Consider the following 18640-nt stretch of genomic DNA (forward strand, 5'->3'; position numbering starts at 1 on the left):
CGGTTGCCAATTCTCAATAAATCTTTACCTTTGTCTCCCTTTAGAAAAAATGGTATAAAACAGGTGTTATGGCACAACAGGAAGATGTATTTAAGAAACTGATTTCGCATTGCAAAGAGTATGGGTTCGTATTTCCTTCGTCCGATATCTACGACGGATTAGGCGCTGTATATGATTACGGTCAATACGGCGTAGAACTGAAAAACAACCTCAAAAAATACTGGTGGGACAGCATGGTGTTACTCCATGAGAATATCGTCGGGATCGACTCCGCCATTTTTATGCATCCGACCATCTGGAAAGCTTCCGGGCATGTCGACGCATTTAATGATCCGCTGATCGACAATAAGGACAGCAAAAAGCGTTATCGCGCCGATGTGCTGATTGAAGATTACCTCGCGAAGCTCGATGAAAAGATCAACAAGGAAGTTGAAAAGGCGGCCAAGCGATTCGGCGAAGCTTTCGACGAGCAACAGTTCCGTTCTACGAACCCGCGTGTGCTCGAAAATCAAGCCAAGCGCGATGCCGTACACACCCGTTTCGCTGAGGCGATGAACGCCAACGACCTCACAGAGCTGCGACAGATTATCCTCGACTGCGAGATCGTATGTCCCGTGTCGGGTACCCGCAACTGGACGGAAGTTCGGCAGTTCAACCTGATGTTTGCCACCGAGATGGGTTCGACCGCCGACGGCGCCATGAAAGTTTACCTCCGCCCCGAAACAGCACAGGGTATCTTTGTCAACTACCTCAACGTTCAAAAGACGGGACGCATGAAAATACCGTTCGGCATTGCACAGATCGGGAAAGCGTTCCGCAACGAGATTGTGGCGCGACAGTTCATCTTCCGCATGCGCGAATTCGAACAGATGGAGATGCAGTTCTTCGTTCGTCCGGGCGAAGAGTTGAAATGGTTCGAACAGTGGAAAGAGATGCGTATGAAATGGCATCGTAACCTCGGTATGGGCGATCACAAATACCGCTTCCACGACCACGATAAACTGGCGCATTATGCCAATGCCGCTACCGACGTCGAATTTGAAATGCCGTTCGGATTTAAGGAAGTGGAAGGGATTCACAGTCGCACCGATTTTGACTTGTCTCAGCACGAGAAATTCTCCGGTAAGAAGATCCAATATTTCGATGCCGAACTGAACCAGAGTTATACGCCGTACGTGATCGAAACGTCGATCGGAGTCGATCGGTTATTCCTGAGCATTATGGCAGGAGCCTATCAGGAAGAGACGCTCGAAGGCGGAGAGTCGCGTGTCGTGCTGAAATTGCCGCCCGCGCTCGCTCCGGTCAAGTTGGCAGTACTTCCGCTGGTGCGTAAGGACGGACTGTCGGAAAAAGCCGAGGAAATTCTGCACATGTTGCGCTTCGATTTCCGTTGCCAGTACGACGAAAAAGATTCCATCGGCAAGCGTTACCGTCGTCAGGACGCGATCGGTACGCCGTACTGTATCACGATCGACTATGATACGATGAAAGACGATACGGTCACGATCCGTTTCCGCGACACGATGCAGCAGGAACGCGTACCGATCGCGAAACTACACGAAATCATCTCGGACAAGGTGAGCATGCGCAGTCTGCTCGAAGGTTTGAAGTAAGCATAGAAACTAACGGATACACACACGAAAAATGAAGAAAAACATTTTCTGTCTGATCACGATATTTGCGGTGCTGTTCGCCGCGGTAAGCTGTGACAAAAAGGACGATGATAAGACCGATCAGGTATGGAAGCTCGCCAATGAGCAAGCGTTCAATGCGGTTAAAAATAATCCGGCGTATACCGAGTTCAAGTCGCCCGGCAACGAAGGGAGTATATATTACAGAGTTCTTAAAAAAGGAACCGGCACAAAGCAAATTTTTTACACCAGCACTGCGACGGTGTATTCGAAAGGGTGGTTTGCGGCCGACTCGAAGGAGTATGGTATCACAAAAGGCATGGTATTTCAGAAATGGCTCGCGGAAGATGGTATACCGGCAGAGCTAAAGGTGTCCGAGCTCGTTTCGAAAAAAAATGGCCTCACCGTTTCGCTTAAAGGGATACAGGCTGCTTTGCAGAAGATGACGCAAGGCGATAAATGGGAGATCTGGATCCCCTATCAGTTAGGCGGAGGAAAGAGTAAAGCGTCGGCCTTGACAATCGGTTCCGCTCCGCTCCATCTTATTCCGGCTTATTCGACACTCGTCTTCGAAATCGAAGTCGTGGAAGTCATCCAGTAGGAATTTCGCTTCACCCCACATTGAATTCGGGCTTTCAGCCCTTGTATGCCCTGCGGGCGTTGAGTTGTTGAAATGTTTATTTGTTGAGTTGTTGGCCGGTGAACATCCCCCTACCCCCCTTCAAAGGGGGAAGAGTGGAGCAAAGGGGGATGTCATCCCTTCAAAGGGGAAAGCGTGATACCCGCCGAATCATATACCCGGAAAATAACCATTGACAACTGACAATTGACAATTAAATAATGGCAAACGCCGAACAGTGTATCGTGTAATTGGTGGCTAAAAGCGCAACTCCCCGAAGTGTTCGGGACAATGATAGTCCGGCGACGGTAGATCTATCGGGCTCCATGTCACGAAATGCGGGTTTTCCGTACTGTCGGCGCATTTGTAGAAGTTTGCCCGCATATTTTGCGGCAAATATAAAGCGTCAAGGCCCATCAAATCAAAGGGAATAGCGACCGTCACCTCCCACGCATAGATTCCTTTCTTTTCTTCAAAGGTCTGCCTTTCTACGGTCGTATAACGGCGTATCTTGCGGTATTCGTTATCGGTGAACGGGGTGCGACCATGGCGTCCTGCTCCCCGTGCTGCCAGACACGTGCCGATACAGTTAAATTCGAAATTCGTATAGAGTGAGTCGTCATTACGACGCACAAAAAACTCGACGCAGCTGTCGGGATGTACGTGTTGGCCGTCCTGACCGGCTACAGCCCGGAGCGATAAACCACGCACGAAGTAATGGAGATACAATTCTTTGTCGCCACGTGCGATATCGAACGCCACGATCGGTTTGTACGGAAATTCGGGCCAATTGATCGTGTCGATGCTTTGGCGTAAGGCGATTGTTTCCATCGCAGCCGTTGCGCTCTTCAAATCCATGCCGTCCAATTCGGGGCAATACGGCACTTTCAATGTTTTCATCATGATGTAGTTTCGTGAGATGTGTGTTATGATATGAAAAAAGAGGGAATGACGCGCGAACGCAGACCCACTCCCTCTCTTGTTAAATGTTTGTTATTTGCAGGCGCAAGAAGGTTTCAATTGCTTGAAGAAATCATTGCCTTTATTATCGACGAGAATAAACGCCGGGAAATCTTCGACTTCGATTCTCCAGATCGCTTCCATGCCGAGTTCGGGATATTCGAGACATTCGACCTTCTTGATGCTTTCGAGCGCGAGCACGGCAGCCGGTCCGCCGATACTGCCAAGGTAGAAGCCCCCGTATTTCTTGCAGGCGTCGGTCACCTGCTGACTGCGGTTTCCTTTGGCGATCATCACCATGCTTCCGCCGTGAGACTGGAAAAGATCGACGTACGAGTCCATACGTCCGGCCGTCGTCGGGCCGAACGAACCGGACGACATGCCCTTGGGCGTCTTCGCCGGTCCGGCGTAGTAGATCGGATGATCTTTGATATACTGCGGCAGCCCTTCTCCCTTGTCGATACGTTCTTTGAGCTTGGCGTGCGCGATATCTCGCCCGACAATGATGGTGCCGGAAAGCGACAGGCGTGTCGAAACGGGGTACTTATCGAGCTGCTCGAGGATTTCAGCCATCGGACGGTTCAGGTCGATTTTCACCGCGTTGCCTTCGCCGGCCTGACGCAGCGATTCGGGGATGAGGCGTCCGGGATTATCGTCGAGTTTCTCGATCCAGATACCGTCTTTATTGATCTTGGCCTTGATGTTGCGGTCGGCCGAGCACGAAACGCCCATTCCCACAGGGCACGACGCGCCGTGACGCGGCAAACGGATGATGCGAATATCGTGAGCGAAATATTTACCGCCGAACTGCGCGCCGAGACCGAATTTGTACGCTTCTTCGAGGACTTTCTTCTCCAGCTCGATATCGCGGAAGGCGCGGCCGCCTTCGTTGCCCGTTGTCGGGAGATTGTCGTAGTAATGCGTCGAAGCGAGTTTGACGGTCAGAAGGTTCTTCTCGGCCGATGTTCCGCCGATGACGAACGCGATATGGTAAGGCGGACAGGCAGCCGTACCGAGCGTCTTCATCTTTTCGACGAGGAAAGGTACGAGCGTGTCCGGATTCAGCAAGGCTTTCGTTTCCTGATACAGGTAGGTCTTATTCGCCGAGCCTCCTCCTTTGGTGACGCAGAGGAAATGATATTCCATCCCTTCGGTCGCTTCGATATCGATTTGCGCGGGCAGGTTGCATTTCGTATTCACCTCGTCGTACATGGTCAGGGGAGCATTCTGCGAATAGCGGAGGTTTTCTTCCGTATACGTTTTGAAGACGCCTTTCGAGAGCGCTTCTTCGTCGCAAAAGCCCGTCCATACCTGTTGCCCTTTTTCGCCGTGGATGATGGCTGTTCCCGTATCCTGACAAAGCGGGAGTTGTCCTTTACACGACACTTCGGCGTTGCGCAGGAAGGTCAGGGCAACGAACTTGTCGTTATCGCTCGCTTCGGGATCGGTTAAGATTTTCGCGACCTGCTCGTTGTGTTCGCGCCGTAACAGAAACGATACGTCACGAAAAGCCTGATTGGCCAAAAGGGTCAATGCTTCGGGCTCGATCTTGAGGATCGGATGTCCTTCAAACTCGCTGACCGAAACATGGTCTTTCGTCAGCAGATAATACTCCGTCGTGTCTTCTCCCAGCGGGAACGGCGGCTGATACTTGAATTCAGGTGTTGTTGCCATAATTTTATGCTCTGATTTTTACGTTAAATCGACATCAATAAATTTCCTGCCCACAAAGATACATATAAGATTGAGAATGGAGAACGGTTAGCCGCGATATTTTCGGCCGTTGGCTTCTGGCCGTCGTTACCCGGTGATTTAGGGGCGAAAAACCTCGTTGTTGTACAACAACAGGGTCAAACACGCTGTTTAACTGCCATTGTTGCACAACAACGGGTCAAAAACTGCTGTTTAGGGGTCATTGTTGTACAACAACGAGGGTAAAACAGCTGTTTAGGGGTCATTGTTGTGCAACAACGGGGCAAAAACAGCTGTTTGAATAGCATTGTTGTACAACAACGGGGTAGAATCGGACATTTTGTCATGTTTTCGCTTGCCGTCAGTACGTCAATTTGAGTCCGACGCCTCGCACGGTTACGATGGAAACGCGTTCGTCTCCGACGAAATAGTTGCGCAATCGTGTAACGAATACGTCCAGACTGCGCGAAGTGAAATAATCGGCTTCGGGCCAGAATCGTTCGAGAATGGCTTCGCGTCTGACGGTTTCGTTCCGGTGCTCGCATAAGAGTTGCAGGATCTGTGTTTCGCGCGGGCTGAGCGAAATCGTTTTTCCGTCCTTGTCATGCAGTTCCGATTTCGACGCGTCGAACCGGAAGCTGCCCAGCGTAAACTGTGATGTGGTATCTTTGGTCCGTTCGCTGTTCCGTGTCCTGAGCATCGCCCGGATGTGCGCGTCAAGTTCTTCCGGGATGTACGGTTTCTTGATGTAATTATTGGCGCCGACCTGATAGCCGTATGTCAAATCTTTGGGCGAAAGGAGTCCCGAAGCGAAAATAATCGGTGTCCGGCCGTCTGTCTGGCGAATTTTCGAGACCATTTCGAAGCCGTTCATCACGGGCATTTCGATATCGGAGACGATGATATCCGGCGTCTGTTCTTTCCATTGCCGCAAGCCCTCTTGACCGTTCACGGCCGTGAGGACTTCGTAGCCGCCAATCATATCTTCCAATCCGCTGCGCACCATGTAGAGCAGTTGGGCATCGTCTTCGATCAGTAGGAGTTTAATCATGCTGTTTCGGGGGTTAATTGAAAGGATATTTCTTGCATCAGGTGGGGGAAGATCAGCGTAAATTCACTGCCTTGTCCTTCGATGCTCTCTACTTCTACGCTTCCGCCGTGCGCCTGCATGACTTGCTGCACGTAGGTCAGTCCCAGTCCGAAGCCGGTCGCTCCTCCGCGCAGCGAGCGTTTGTTGGCGGCCGAGGCGCGTTCGAATTTTTCGAAAATCAGCGCCTGATCTTTTAGCGGGATGCCGAATCCGTTGTCCGAAACGCTGATTCTGGTCTCGTTCGGAGTGGTCCGGCACGATAGATCGATATGTACGGAGTCGCCGGAATATTTGACGGCGTTGTCGATCAGATTGCTGATGATTTCACGCAAATGTACCGGATCGGCATAGACTTGCTCCGTTTCCGGACAATGTACTTCGAACGTAATCTTTTTGTCCGTACGGATCGAGAGGTTGCGTGCCAGCTCTTCGATCATCGGCTTCAAGGGTACCTCGGTACGGTCGAGGATCAGTTTGTCTTCTTCTATTTTCGCAAGCGTCAAAACTTTATCACTCAACGAAAGCAAATGATGACATTTATCTTCTATGATGTCGAAATGTTTCTTTTTCTTCTCCGTATCGTGATCGATCTTACCGCTGCTCAGAATTCTCGTTCCCATCAGGATGGTATTCAGCGGCGTTTTCATGTCATGCACCATCGCGTTCGAGAAAGTTCTGCGTAATTGGGCGATCCGGTTTTGGGTGATGATGATTTTAATCTGATAGGCAATCCCCCATACGATAAAAATCATGGAGATCAAGGAACCGAACAGAAGCAACCCCAGCCGATTGAGGACGTTCCTGTGAGGTGAAACGATAACGGCGCGAAGTGCTTCGGTACTGTCTCGGCGGAGGAGCGCAGGCTCCGTCTCGACCGTGCCCCACCATGCGCGAAACGTGGGGTCGGTGCTCTCCAATACTTCGCCCGTACGCAGATTGATTTTGTCGATAATCGTTTTTGTATGGATATTCTCGGCAATCAGAAAAGTTTGGTAAATCGAATCGAACTGTGTCAGTGAAACGGGAATATTATACTTGATAAGAGCTTCCTGAACTGGGATGAAATCTTCTCTTCCATTTTCTTTTAATCCTCCACCAACAATCCTCGCCCCTTCCGGAAGTCTTCCACTTTCCAACCGAGTGATTACATCCCTATGTACGGCTGTTTCTATTGTTTCATTATACGTTTTTTCTAGATGAGTGTACAATGTCCGATACGTATAAACCGACCACACCGTTTGCAGGCTAAGCAGTACAAGTAACGATGCCGCTGTTACAATCTTAGGGTTTCTTGTATTCATGATATCATGGCATAAATAAAGATGTTACAAAGATATAAAACATCTTTTCAATCGAACAAATTTTTCAGGCGGAAAAAAAACAACCGGCCCCTAATGATGAGAAACCTTATGTCGCCATGAGACAAATAAGGAAGTCGACTGAAACGTTTTCGTTCCACCCTGAAACATTAACGTAAAAATAACGTAGCGTTAACATAGCGACGTAAAAAACCGTTTTATTTTTGCGATATGAATCGGAAATGATTCGATTGTGAGCGTAGAAAACGAAATACATATAATGATGATACTTATAGTGATTGGTGCATGTCTTCTTACATTAGCTATACCATGCAAGAATAAAAAGATGAAATATCCATTATTGGCATGTTCGCTGGTCCTATTGATTTTAAGCATGTTCGTGGATATATAAACAGATGGTTGATGTGTGTTATGATGACGTAATAAATACCATATCAAAAAAAACGTATTGCAGAGCGAGATCGTTGAAATCTTTTTTTTAATTTTGTGTCAATAATAAATGTCTAACAATAAAAAAGGAACGGATGAAACAGTGTATTTTTAGAAAAGAGACGAATGCGGATAAGGCACTCGTGATTTTGTTCTGCCTGTCCATTATCATTTATGTGACCGGCGAAATAGCATACCAATTCGGACAAGCTTTAGCTGCGGGGTAAAAGCTTCGCGTAGTCCCTCTGAATGATTTTTTAAGTAGAACTATAAAGCTTTAATTTAGAACATGAAAAAAACAACTTGGAAAACGGTCTTGATTATCCTTGGGGTATGGGTGTTGTACGATATCATCAGCAACTTACCTGAGAGTGTCGAAGCTTTTAAAGCCGGCATGGATTTCTGCATGAATATGTTATAATCGGTATATTATAACCGATAAAGATTTATGAATGCTTAAAAGAAGCAAGACGCGACGTGTTTTGCTTCTTGTTTTATTGTCCTGATGTATGGCTTCACGTGTATTTACCACCATCTTTTCCAGAAGATTACAGACTGTTCTTTGGGTGCTTTTCGTCGTGCCGACGTTGCTGTACGGTCAAGCTCGTTCGGCCATTACGGGAAGCGTCGTAGATGAGCATAACCGGCCGCTTCCGAATGTGAACCTTTTCTTCAAACAGGCAAAAAGAGGAACCGTCACGAACTCCGACGGGCAATTCCGACTTCGGCTGCCCGAAACACGCGATACGCTGACCGCATCGTGTATCGGGTACGAAACGCAGGCCATACCCATAGCGCAGAACAGGTTTACTTTGTCCATTCGATTAGTTCCCGCCGATGTACCACTGAACGAAGTCATCGTTACGAATCTTTCGGCTCGCGAGCTGTTACAAAAAGCGATCGAGAAAATCCCGCAAAACTATCCGCAAACCGAATTTCTGACAAACATATTTTATCGTGCCAAGATAAATGACCCGGCAACCGACTCGCTGTTGTATGCCGAAGAAGCAGCCATAGAGCAGATCAAATCGTACCGGCGAAAGGCGAAGGATCGGACGTTCTTAGTTCGAAATCGCAATTTCAATTTCGACAAAGGACGCCGACGTATCAGCGGTATGGGACTTTTCGACTATGTGAAAGTATTGAACGATCAGCGGGAAGTTAGTCGTAAAAATCAGTTGACTTACGGACCTTTCAGCAGTTATGACAACCGAAGCGTGTATGTAGTAGAACTGAATAAAGATGCGAAAAATAGAAGGAGCACTGTCGGGCGGTTTTATATCGATACGGACGACTTGGCCTTTGTGCGTGTGGAGTTAAGCGATGGCCAAAAGCGACATATTACGCAATATAAGAAGATGGACAGCCTTTATTTTCTAACATCCAGTTATATGTATAATATGGATCGGGGAGCGGAAAGCGATATGAAAGTCTCGGCCGAATGGGTGCTGACAGAAATGAATCGGACATTCCGTCCTGAAGATATTCAAGGAGTTTTTATTCGTGATGAAGAGAATGAGATTCTTCATTCGACTCCTCTCGCCGAAGAGGATACGGCTTTCTGGAAGGCTCATAACCAAACCTTGCCCGATCGATCTATGCAGCATAAGATGGCCGGATATGCTTCCCGACAACTCGTATCCGGTGACGCTTCCACATCGAAGGCCGGAGAAACGGTATATAAAAGGCTCTATAGCCCAAATCTGACGCTGTCCGTATCGACTCAGTTTCCCAACGATATGCATCTATTGGCACGGAATGCTACATCGATTAATCAACTTGCCAATTATACATTCCAACATAGAACAGGCAATCTGTATGTGGGGCTAGCCCTCTCTGCCGCACTTCATTATTCCATCATCGCCCCATGGGAAGAGATTGCTGTCGAGCAGCAGCTTCTCTCAGGCAAAGGTCTAAAGATGCGCTACCATCCTTTTGCATTTAATTCGTTCGGCCGTTCATACCATTACGGTGTTCCTGTTTCTCAGATGGATCGTTTGAAGACAGAGGATTATACAGATTTTATGCGTTTGCATACTGTGCGTAGCGAATACCGGTATGTTAAAGCGCGAATGCAGGAGGAGGAAATCGTACGTGTCGATACGCGAGATCGGAACAATCTCCTCGATTACCTCCGATACTATTCTCTCGATCTGCTTTATAATCGGATGTATTCCGTTTCGTGGACACCGCTCAAAGATATCGTAGTCGAAAAGCACAATGAATCCGAAACTCCTTTGATTGTCGATGTAAATAAAAGTTGGGTGAAGTACCTGTTTGAACCGGAGACTCCATTCTCCGCACACATTACCCGCTCGTCACTGTCAGATGAAGCACAGCGTTATTTGCGGCGATCGTCCTATCTTTCATGGCTTAACTTGTGCTCGTTACCACTCTTCGGAGTCAGTAGAATACCCCTCGGCAGACATTGGCAAGGCTCGTTCAGTTTGGGCTATCTCCGCACTCCTTTCGGCGAACAGATGGAGCAGAATATATGGTTATCATACAAGCGCCAATTGCACGGCGTATTCGTACGAAAATATGTGAATCATGAGAAAACGGGTTGGGGGCTGGGCTATAAACTATACGACGTCTCATTGAACCGACACCTGCATCTCACATCCAACATCGATTACTGGTTGCAACCTGCTAACCTGAGATTTTACGACCGGACGTTCAGAAGCGGTTTTCGTATAGGGCAGGAACTTGAATATCGGCTGTTGTATAATCGCTATACAAAGCAGAATCGTCTGTCGATCTTTTTGGGCTATGATTATAAAACAAAAGGTTACGTCCCCGACAATCTGCGCACCGAGGCTTCTTTCAGACTTAATGCCGGTTGTAAGATCAACTTCTGAAAAAAATAAGAGACCGATCAATAGATCTATTCATGATCCGTGCGCGGGGAGATGACGATATCTCACCGGACAATCAGATGAAAGTACCTGACGATTTCATCCCATTCATTACCCTTATTTCTGCTCAAAGATGAGAAGGAAAGCCCCCTTCCTTTAAGATATCGATCAGAATCGGTTGGGCCCCGCTGACGAAGCATTCGACGGCAATCACCATCAGAATCAAGCCCATCAGACGCATCATGACGTTATTCCCTGTTTCTCCGAGCACTTTAACAAGACGAGTTGAGGCGCTGAGCATGAAAAAAGCGAAGAGATAGATGAGGGCTACGATTCCGATTAACACGCCTTTCATCTCGATGGTATGCGCGTCCTGCATCAGAACGATGGCATTGGCAATCGCTCCCGGCCCGCAGAGCATCGGGATGCCGAGCGGCGTAATGGAGATGTCGTTGGCGTATGTTTTGATTTCCTCATCTTTCAGGCGGAGCGAAGTATAACGCGCCTGCAACATATCGAATCCGATTTTGAAGATAATCACTCCTCCGGCGATGCGAAAGCCATTCGTCGAAATTCCGAAGAATTTGAATAAAAACTGACCGGAAAAAATGAAGACCATCAGGGTGAGAAAGGCGACGATGGTGGCGCGGCGCACAATGGCGCGGCGTTCCTTCTCGGTCATACCGTTTGTCATGGTCAGGAAGACGGGCATCGTTCCTAACGGGTTCGTCAGTGTAAAGAAAGAGGTGAAACAGAGTAAAGCAAAAGGCAAAAGTCCTGAGTCCATTCTTATGAATTATTTATATGGCTGGAAAAAACGTTTTTCTATTCTCATGTTGTTATTCTGTAATCAGGGAGAAGTCGCCGATTCTTACGGGCGGATTCAGAACGATACTCTTTGCCTCAAGGCGAAGCGTTCTCCCTTCGACCGGCTGGGTAAACCGTACTTCCTGCATGACCGGATTGTTGCGGATATTGGAGAACTCCCCTTGGGCGACAGCTTTCCCATCGACAAAGACCTGATAAGACGAAATATGTCCATCGGCATTGCGTCGCTGATTCGGTAAATAGCGGAACCCGGCTATTCTCTTCTTTTCTTTCAGCGCGATGGTTAGCGAGGTCTCACCTTTCGGCAAAGTATAAAGCGTCGTTCCGTCTCCATCATAAAGCGAAACGATTTGATCATCCGCTATTTCATAAGACGACGCGGGGAGATCGAGTTCTGCCGTAGTAACCGGGCTCCATTTCCGGAAGGTTTCATCATAGCAGGCCGCTTTGATTCGTCCTTTTTGTGCGAATGAGAATGGTTGATCGTAACGCGTCGACTCGAGGGTAGGCTGTGAGTCGTCCGTTGTGTAATAAACTACCGAGTTTTTATCGCCCGGCAGAATCTTTACCTCATCTTTCTCGTTGCGAACGATACGCGGCTCAACCATCAGGGCCGGCGCCAAAAAGGCTTCCACGTTATTAATACAGAGCGGGCCACGAGCATCCAGAAAACGTATTCGGAACTGTTTTGAGGTCACGGTCTGGAAACGGACGATACGCTTATAACCGACCGTTGTCGTAGAATCATACGCCTCGACAGGCGCCCACTGACCTTCGTGCTCGGCTTCGATAACGAACGAGCGAACCCGCTGCCCCAACGGAATATATTCCTGAATCAGGAAGCGATTCAGAGCCGTCGGTTCCGAGAAAGAGAAGGTCAGATCGCCACTTACTTCGCCGTCTGCCGTAGCCCAGTAAGTATCCCAGTCTCCGTCAAGCACCTTTTTGGCGGCGTACTTGCTTCCCCGCTCGGCCGAGGCTTTCACCGTAGCTTGAGCAAGCAGATTTTCTTTCAAATCGTTGCGAATCGTTTCGGCCCATTCCATCACCCGTGCCGAGTCGAAAGGATGAATCGTCCCGCGCAGAGAGATAGGGAAGTTCAGAATCAGATTCGCGTTATGTCCCACGCTGCGATAATAGTAATCGACCATCTGCGAGAGCGTACGCACCTGATGATCTTCGCTGGCATGATAGAACCATCCCGGGCGTATCGACACATCTACTTCGCCACCGAGCCACTTCGATCCGTGCTCATCACCCCATTGGCTCTGTTTGTAATGATAATTGTGCTCCGGCTCTGTTCCGAAGATGCTCCATTGCGTATCTCCGGCCCATCCGCTTTCATTGCCGATCCACCGAATATCGGGCACTGTCCCGCCGAAGATCATCGCATCGGGATGTTTCTCTTTGATGATTTCACGCGCCTTCTCGTAGTTGTAATACGTCACCGCATCGATCGAACGTTTCTCATTGGCTCCGCCATACCAGCCATCGCCGCCATTCGCCCCGTCGAACCAGAATTCAAAGAGTGGGCCATAGTTCGATGATAATTCACGTATCTGGTCGTGATAGGTTTCAACGTATCCCGGACGACCGTATTCGGCATGATTCCGATCCCATGGCGAGAGATAAACGCCAAACTTCAGGTCGTATTTCTTACATGCTTCGGAAAGATCACGTACCACATCGCCCTTGCCGTCTTTCCATGGCGAATTTTTCACGCTGTATTCCGTGGTTTCCGTCGGCCAGAGGCAAAAACCGTCATGATGCTTCGTCGTAATGACAATTCCTTTGAATCCGGCGGCCTTGATGATGCGCGCCCATTGGTCGCAATCCAAATTTTCAGGGTTGAATGTCGACGCGGGCGTGTCGCCATAGCCCCATTCCAGATCGTTGAACGTGTTGAGCCCGAAATGAACGAAAGCGTACATTTCCGTTTTATGCCAGGCCACCTGTTCGGGCGTCGGAGTCGGTAAAATGGGTGCCGGAGCTTCCGTAACGCCGTGATCACATGCACACCATGTCGCTGTCATGTAACCGAGGACAAGAAGTTTTTTTATATTCATCGCTAAATTTGTTGATCATGACTAATTCTTCCACAAAGGTATGACTTTTTTTGAAAAGGATGCTTCTTTTAACGCTTCTACGTGCTTTTTCGGAAGAATCAAAGGGCGACGAAGAAAAGAGATTCTTCCGAAACCCTCTTTCAACAAATGATATTACGGATGTCCCTTGTTGCACGAGCGTCATCAATAGCGCAAAGGGCGACCTCTACCGTACGATAATTACAATAAAATAACAGAAATTAGTCCGGTTTTCGGGAAAGGATGGCTATCTTTGCGCAAATAATAATGTAAGCCATTAGCCATTAGAAACGTATGAAGAAAATTGTTATCTTACTGTATTTGATGACAGGATGCTGCCTGATGTATGGTCAGCGTACACATCAATTCGAGTCGTCCGAGCGGTTATTTCACGAGGGAAAAGAACTGTTTCGTTTGCAGAATTATCCCGGCTGTTTCGATAAATTGACTGCCTATAAAGCAAAATCGACGGATCATGATCGAATTCAGGAAGCAGACTTTATGTTGACTTGTGTTGCTTTTGAGCAAGGTCATCCGAAGGTCGTGGAAATGCTCGAAAATTATCTGACCACTTATTCGGATACGCGTCATAAAGACGAAGTATGTTTTATGCTTGGCTCGGCTTACTTCGCACAGGAAAAATATCAGGAGGCCATCAAATGGTTCAGTCAATCGGAAATCGATTATCTGAGCGAAGAGCAGCAAGAGGCTTACGCGTTCCGTATGGCTTACGCGTTATTGCAGACGAACGACCTGCGCACGGCACGGAACTACTTCGCCCGCATCCAGCAGGTCGGAAAGACATACAAAGAAGCGGCTTCTTATTATCTGGCTTATATCGATTATGCCACAGGCAACTATGAAAAAGCCTTGACCGGATTTAACCGACTGAAAAATAATCTGACTTATCGCGAACAGGCTCTTTATTACATTACACAGATTCATTACATCGAGAATCGTTATGACCGGGTCATCGCAGATGGTGAAGAGCTCTTGCGGGCTTACCCGAATAGCGCGAATAATTCGGAGATATACCGGTTATTGGGAAATGCATACTATCAGAACGGCGAACCATCGAAAGCGATTGACCGGCTGGAGAAATATGTGGCTCATACGGATTCCGTACTTCGTGGCGACATGTATATTTTAGGAGTCTGCCACTATAATCAAGGCAATTATGATCAGGCTATCGAAGCATTGACCGAAGCCATCGATGAAGAAGATGCTCTGACACAAAATGCCTACCTCTATTTGGGACAATCTTACCTCAAGACGAATGATAAAAATAACGCGCGCATGGCTTTTGAGATGGCCACGACATCCGAATTCGACAAACAGGTGCAGGAAACAGCCATGTATAACTATGCGTTGCTGATTCATGAGACGTCATTTTCGGGGTTTGGAGAGTCGGTAACTATTTTCGAAGACTTTTTAAATCGCTTTCCGGATTCGAAATACACGGATAAAGTCAATGACTATTTGAGCGAAGTCTATCTTACCACAAAGAATTATGAGGCGGCTTTGGCATCGATCGATAAAATCCGGCAACCGGGTGCTAAGATTCAAGCCGCGCGTCAAAACGTATTATTCCGACTGGGTACGCAAGCATTTACGAATCAACAGCCCGAAAAGGCAATCGACTATTTGAACCGTGCCGTTGCCTTAGGCAATTACGATAAGGAAGCCTACAGCGACGCCTACTTTTGGCGCGGAGAGGCTTATTACCGTCAGCATAATTTCAGCGAGGCCGCTTCCGATTTCCATGCCTTCGCAGCCAATACGACTGACCGTGCCTCCGATGCTTATGCGCTTGCACATTATAATTTGGGATATTGCTATTTCAAGCAGAAGAACTATGAGTCGGCCTTGTCGGCTTTCCGGCAGTATGTCGGTCTCGAAAAAAACACGTCGGCGGTATCGCTGGCCGACGCGTACAACCGTATCGGTGACTGCTTGTTTCACAGCCGTCAATTCACTTCGGCCGAAGAACAATACACACGCGCCGCATCGCTTCAACCTTCGAGTGGAGATTATGCGCTTTATCAGAAAGGATTCCTTCTGGGATTGCAGAAAGACTACAAAGGAAAGATCAACCTGATGGACCGTGTGATTCGTGAGTATCCCGAATCGGACTATGTAGACGATGCCTTATATGAAAAAGGGCGATCGTATGTACTGACAGAAAATTACGACTTGGCGGCCAACGCCTTCAACGAACTGCAGCAACGCTTCCCGCAAAGCAGTCTGGCACGCAAGGCCGGCTTGCAACTCGGCCTTTTGTATTTCAACGACAACCAACCCCAGAAAGCGATCGAAGCTTATAAGAAAGTGATCGGCGATTATCCCGGTAGCGAAGAAGCCAAGACCGCCCTACAGGATTTGAAGTCTGTGTATGTGGATATGAACGATGTGGCATCGTATGCGAGTTATGTCAACTCGCTTGGCAATACATCGACCCGTTTCGATACGAGCGAGCAGGATTCTTTAACGTATTTTGCTGCCGAAAAACTCTTTATGCGTGGCGATAATGAGGGAGCCCGCCGGAGTTTGAACAATTATTTGCAACAATTCCCGCGTGGAGCCTTCAGCCCCAATGCGAATTATTATCTGGCTCAAATTGCTTTCAGCCAGAAAAATTACGACGAAGCGAGAACAAGATATACGGCTGTTGCCGAGAGTGGAAATACGAAGTTTCTTGAAGAGTCGGTGGCGCGTAAGGCCGAAACGGAATACCTGCAAAAAGATTGCACTGAGGCGATCAAGAGCTTCAAATGGCTGGCCGCCATCGCAGAAACGACTCATAACCGTGAGGCGGCCAGACTGGGCATCATGCGCTGTGCGCGGCAGACAGGACAACAGGCCGAAGCTTTGCTGGCAGCCGAAGAACTGCTGAAAAGCACGAAGCTCAAACCCGAAGTAGAGGCCGAAGCGCGTTACTTGCGTGCTCAATCGTATCTCAGCTTGGGCGAAGAGAATAAAGCCCGGATCGATCTGCAAGCATTGAGTAAAGATACGCGTACGGTCTACGGAGCCGAGGCTAAATATTTATTGGCTCAGTCTTATTACGACGGAAACGAGATGGACAAAGCCGAAAAGGAATTGCTGAACTTCATCGAGAAAGGTACGACACACCGTTATTGGCTTGCACGCGGATTCGTGTTGCTCTCTGACGTATATGTTCGGAAAGGAGATAAATTTCAGGCACGTCAATACCTCACCAGTCTGCAAAAGAATTACAAAGGAAATGACGACATCGCCGGAATGATTACCGAGCGGCTTGCCAAACTGAAATAAAGGAAAGAGATAGTCGAAATGTCAATAAAAGAATGAAAAAGATGAGAACGAAAAACCGGATACAGATATATATCACCCTTGTTTTATTGGGCAGCGGCCTTATGCTTCAGGCTCAGGAAAAGGAAACGAAGTTGAACCGTGAAATGACGCTCGAACGCGAATACGACCCGACTGTACAGGATGCCAATAAGGTCAACCGCCTCCCCGACGTGAAAGATCCGAAAATAACGAAGCATTCCATCGAATACTCACCGTTCACCCTCCCTGTCGATCCGGAAAAAGAGATCGTCGTACTTCCGTCGGGTAAGATCATGACGGCCATCCCTTACAATAAACGTCGCGGATATCTTCGTCTGGGCACAGGGATGAATATGAATGTGGAAGGAGATTTAGGCTATCATATCTTACATAACGAGACGGATTTGTTGAATATCTTCTTCTCTCACCGTTCGACGAATAGCAAGCTCAAGGACTATGACGGAAGCGGCATCAAACAACAAGCCAAACTCAATGATAACCTCGGCGGCGTACATTTCCATCATCATTTCAACTTCGGGACGTTGCGCCTTGGCGGAAAATACGGTTATACGGCCTTTAATTACTACGGCTTCCCGTTAGATTCGCTCTATCGACTCCAACAGACGAACCACATCCTGCTACCGCAAAGTCATTCTGTCGATCGGAACAAGAATCAGGCGAATCAAACCATGAACGCGTATGCCGGCATCCGATCGAGGGAAGACGCTTTGCTGGGTTATCTGCTCAACATAGAATATCAACGCTTCGGACAAAAATACGGACGTACCGTCGACGTGGATGGCATACGTGAAAATCGATTCACCCTGCAACTGGGCTTTAGCTCACGTTTCAGCCATAGCAACCAGCGGGTAGGTCTTGCCGGCAAAATGGACTACTTCAAGTATGCGTATCCCTCAAGCAAGACAGGCGGTGATTCGCTCGGTTATCAGAACCATGCTCAAATCACGGTGACGCCTTATTACCGTTACGAAGACGCTAACTGGAAATTACAATTAGGAGCTAACGTGATGCTTATCACCGGCGACTCGTCCAAACTTTTCTTATCGCCCAACATCTCGGCCGAAGGAAAGATTGCGGACAAGACGGTGTGTTATGTACGTGCCGGAGGCGAAATCGGGGTGAATGACGCGCTCTCGATCTCGCGCCTGAACCGTTATACCGACCACGCGCTGATGGTGAAACCGTCGCGTACGTGGCTCGATCTGGAGGCGGGAATCCGGACAGGAGTCGTTCCGAATGTATGGATGGAGTTTTTCGGAGGTTTCAAGATCACGGAGAACGAGGTGTTCTTCGTGCCGGCCAATTATATCGGTGCCAAGCACGATTTTGGGAACTACAGCCTCGCCTATCAGCCGGATGCATCGCTGTTCCGCGTCGGTGCGTCGTTTAAATACGCTTATCAGAAATGGTTTGATGCCTCGATCAAAGGCGTATATCATAACTGGTCGTTGCGCGACGGAGACGGAAACACATGGCTTTCGGGCAAGGAGAATGGCTACAAAAAGGCTTACGGACGCCCGGAGTTGGAAGTCCATGCCGACCTTGCCATCCGCCCCATCCGTCCGCTAACGCTGGCTCTCGGATATTATTTAGGAGCCAATCGGTATACGCTGTTCCATGCCCGGGAAATCAAGCTGACGAATATTAACGATCTCAATTTTACGGCGACGTACAACCTCAACGATACGTTCGGGGCGTATGTGAAAGTGAACAATATGCTGAACCGGCAACAGGAGTTGTGGTACGGCTACCCGACGCAGCAGCTTCATGCGCTGGCAGGTGTCAACATCAATTTCTGAT

General features: G+C 48.3%; 13 protein-coding genes. 7 read left to right on the forward strand and 6 right to left on the reverse strand.

The features are described 5' to 3' along the window. Positions 1–68 precede the first annotated feature (68 nt). Positions 69–1613 (forward strand): glycine--tRNA ligase, encoded by a 1545-nt coding sequence (locus EII41_RS05620; RefSeq protein ID WP_124789774.1) that lies wholly within the window; start codon positions 69–71, stop codon positions 1611–1613. A 31-nt stretch (positions 1614–1644) separates the two neighbouring features. Then, positions 1645–2232, forward strand: coding sequence for an FKBP-type peptidyl-prolyl cis-trans isomerase (locus tag EII41_RS05625; RefSeq protein ID WP_124789775.1), 588 nt, complete (start codon positions 1645–1647; stop codon positions 2230–2232). A 276-nt stretch (positions 2233–2508) separates the two neighbouring features. Here the strand turns inward: EII41_RS05625 and EII41_RS05630 are convergent, their stop codons facing one another. The 4 genes from EII41_RS05630 to EII41_RS05645 all read right to left on the reverse strand — a co-directional run bounded on the left by EII41_RS05630 (position 2509) and on the right by EII41_RS05645 (position 7293). Next, positions 2509–3153 (reverse strand): carbohydrate-binding family 9-like protein, encoded by a 645-nt coding sequence (locus tag EII41_RS05630; protein WP_260425492.1) that lies wholly within the window; start codon positions 3151–3153, stop codon positions 2509–2511. Between the two features lie 90 nt (positions 3154–3243). Then, complete coding sequence (locus EII41_RS05635; RefSeq protein ID WP_124789776.1) at positions 3244–4884, reverse strand: fumarate hydratase; 1641 nt, start codon at positions 4882–4884, stop codon at positions 3244–3246. Positions 4885–5263: 379 nt separating this feature from the next. Beyond that, the gene (locus EII41_RS05640) at positions 5264–5953 is read right to left on the reverse strand and encodes a response regulator transcription factor (protein WP_124789777.1); all 690 of its coding nucleotides are present in this window, start codon (positions 5951–5953) and stop codon (positions 5264–5266) included. Next, complete coding sequence (locus EII41_RS05645) at positions 5950–7293, reverse strand: sensor histidine kinase (protein ID WP_124789778.1); 1344 nt, start codon at positions 7291–7293, stop codon at positions 5950–5952. Before EII41_RS05645 ends, EII41_RS05640 begins: the two co-directional genes overlap by 4 nt. A 542-nt stretch (positions 7294–7835) precedes the next feature. Between EII41_RS05645 and EII41_RS14530 the strand changes: the two genes are divergently transcribed. The 3 genes from EII41_RS14530 (at position 7836) to EII41_RS05650 (ending at position 10598) form a co-directional block, all read left to right on the forward strand. Then, complete coding sequence (locus EII41_RS14530; protein WP_260425493.1) at positions 7836–7967, forward strand: hypothetical protein; 132 nt, start codon at positions 7836–7838, stop codon at positions 7965–7967. A gap of 62 nt (positions 7968–8029) precedes the next feature. Next, a complete protein-coding gene (locus EII41_RS14535) occupies positions 8030–8161 on the forward strand; it encodes a hypothetical protein (protein ID WP_260425494.1) in 132 nt (43 codons plus the stop codon). A gap of 88 nt (positions 8162–8249) precedes the next feature. Next, a complete protein-coding gene (locus EII41_RS05650; RefSeq protein WP_124789779.1) occupies positions 8250–10598 on the forward strand; it encodes a carboxypeptidase-like regulatory domain-containing protein in 2349 nt (782 codons plus the stop codon). A 124-nt stretch (positions 10599–10722) separates the two neighbouring features. Here EII41_RS05650 and EII41_RS05655 read toward each other — a convergent pair whose 3' ends face one another. Together EII41_RS05655 and EII41_RS05660 are read right to left on the reverse strand one after the other, a co-directional pair. Beyond that, the gene (locus EII41_RS05655; RefSeq protein WP_124789780.1) at positions 10723–11382 is read right to left on the reverse strand and encodes a MarC family protein; all 660 of its coding nucleotides are present in this window, start codon (positions 11380–11382) and stop codon (positions 10723–10725) included. Between the two features lie 52 nt (positions 11383–11434). Next, on the reverse strand, positions 11435–13489 hold the full coding sequence (locus tag EII41_RS05660; protein WP_124789781.1) for an alpha-L-fucosidase: 2055 nt from the start codon (positions 13487–13489) through the stop codon (positions 11435–11437). 312 nt (positions 13490–13801) lie between these two features. On the opposite strand from EII41_RS05660, the gene EII41_RS05665 reads away from it, so the two are divergent. Further along, a complete protein-coding gene (locus tag EII41_RS05665; protein ID WP_124789782.1) occupies positions 13802–16801 on the forward strand; it encodes a tetratricopeptide repeat protein in 3000 nt (999 codons plus the stop codon). A 32-nt stretch (positions 16802–16833) separates the two neighbouring features. After that, complete coding sequence (locus EII41_RS05670; RefSeq protein WP_124789783.1) at positions 16834–18639, forward strand: TonB-dependent receptor; 1806 nt, start codon at positions 16834–16836, stop codon at positions 18637–18639. Position 18640: the final 1 nt, after the last annotated feature.

Origin of the sequence: Tannerella forsythia (assembly GCF_003860135.1) — a bacterium.
GTDB lineage: Bacteria > Bacteroidota > Bacteroidia > Bacteroidales > Tannerellaceae > Tannerella > Tannerella forsythia_A.